Here is an 853-nt window from a genome sequence, read left to right as displayed (position 1 = left end):
TCTTTCTTTTCCTCCGGGTACTTAGATGTTTCAGTTCCCCGGGTTCCCCTCCATACGTTATGGATTGGCGTATGGATGCATGAGGTCTGCTCATGCGGGTTTCCCCATTCAGACATCTCCGGATCACGGGATATTTGCTCCTCCCCGAAGCTTTTCGCAGCTTATCACGTCTTTCATCGGCTCTTAGTGCCAAGGCATCCGCCCTGTGCCCTTATTGCTTGACCTTTCGCTTCATCACCCTAGCGTAGGTGATGCGGTCTCTCTTGATTCTCGCGTTACGTTAGTAAGTGCACGATCCAATCTGAAAAGCTGTTGAAAGCTCGCTTCCATAAGGCTTTTTAAATTTGATCGTATATGCGACGCAGTCGCGGCTGAATGGATCGCAGATCCATGAAGCTGCACTTACGTACATAACTATATGTGTTTGATTACTCTGTTTATAACAGATAAATCGATGTCTTCCTATCTTTGCGTTTGCATTAATTTCTTAATACTTTGCGTTTAAGGATATTTGATTAACTTAATCAAATCTTCATGTATGCAGTTTTCAAGGTACAATGCTGACTGATGTTTTATCAGCCATCAGAATCTATAAGTTTTTCTTATAAACTCTGATCACTGGTAAAAACCAGCTATTATAACAGTCCTTCCCGACTGATTTAGGGTTAGCACCGGACTTATCGAAAATCTTCTGGTTCCACTCTGTTCCCGACAGAGCTCACTTTCCAGTGCCCGTTCTATTTTTATCAGGCAGCTTCGCCTGTTTCTTTCTTTTAATCTGGCAGCCACCTGCTCTCCCACACCGTCTCCAGTGCAGTACCATCGGCCGCTTAGGTCTTAACCGTCGTGTTCG

At 44.5% G+C, this 853-nt stretch carries 1 rRNA gene; it reads right to left on the bottom strand.

Annotation, left to right across the window (positions count from 1 at the left end):
- A 23S ribosomal RNA gene (locus tag WMO28_RS16770) occupies positions 1-224 on the bottom strand; the annotation flags it as partial.
- Between the last annotated feature and the right edge of the window lie 629 nt (positions 225-853).

The sequence above is a fragment of the Blautia aquisgranensis genome, from assembly GCF_040096615.1.
GTDB classification, from domain to species: Bacteria; Bacillota; Clostridia; order Lachnospirales; family Lachnospiraceae; genus Blautia_A; species Blautia_A aquisgranensis.
This window is presented reverse-complemented; position numbering and strand designations above follow the sequence as displayed.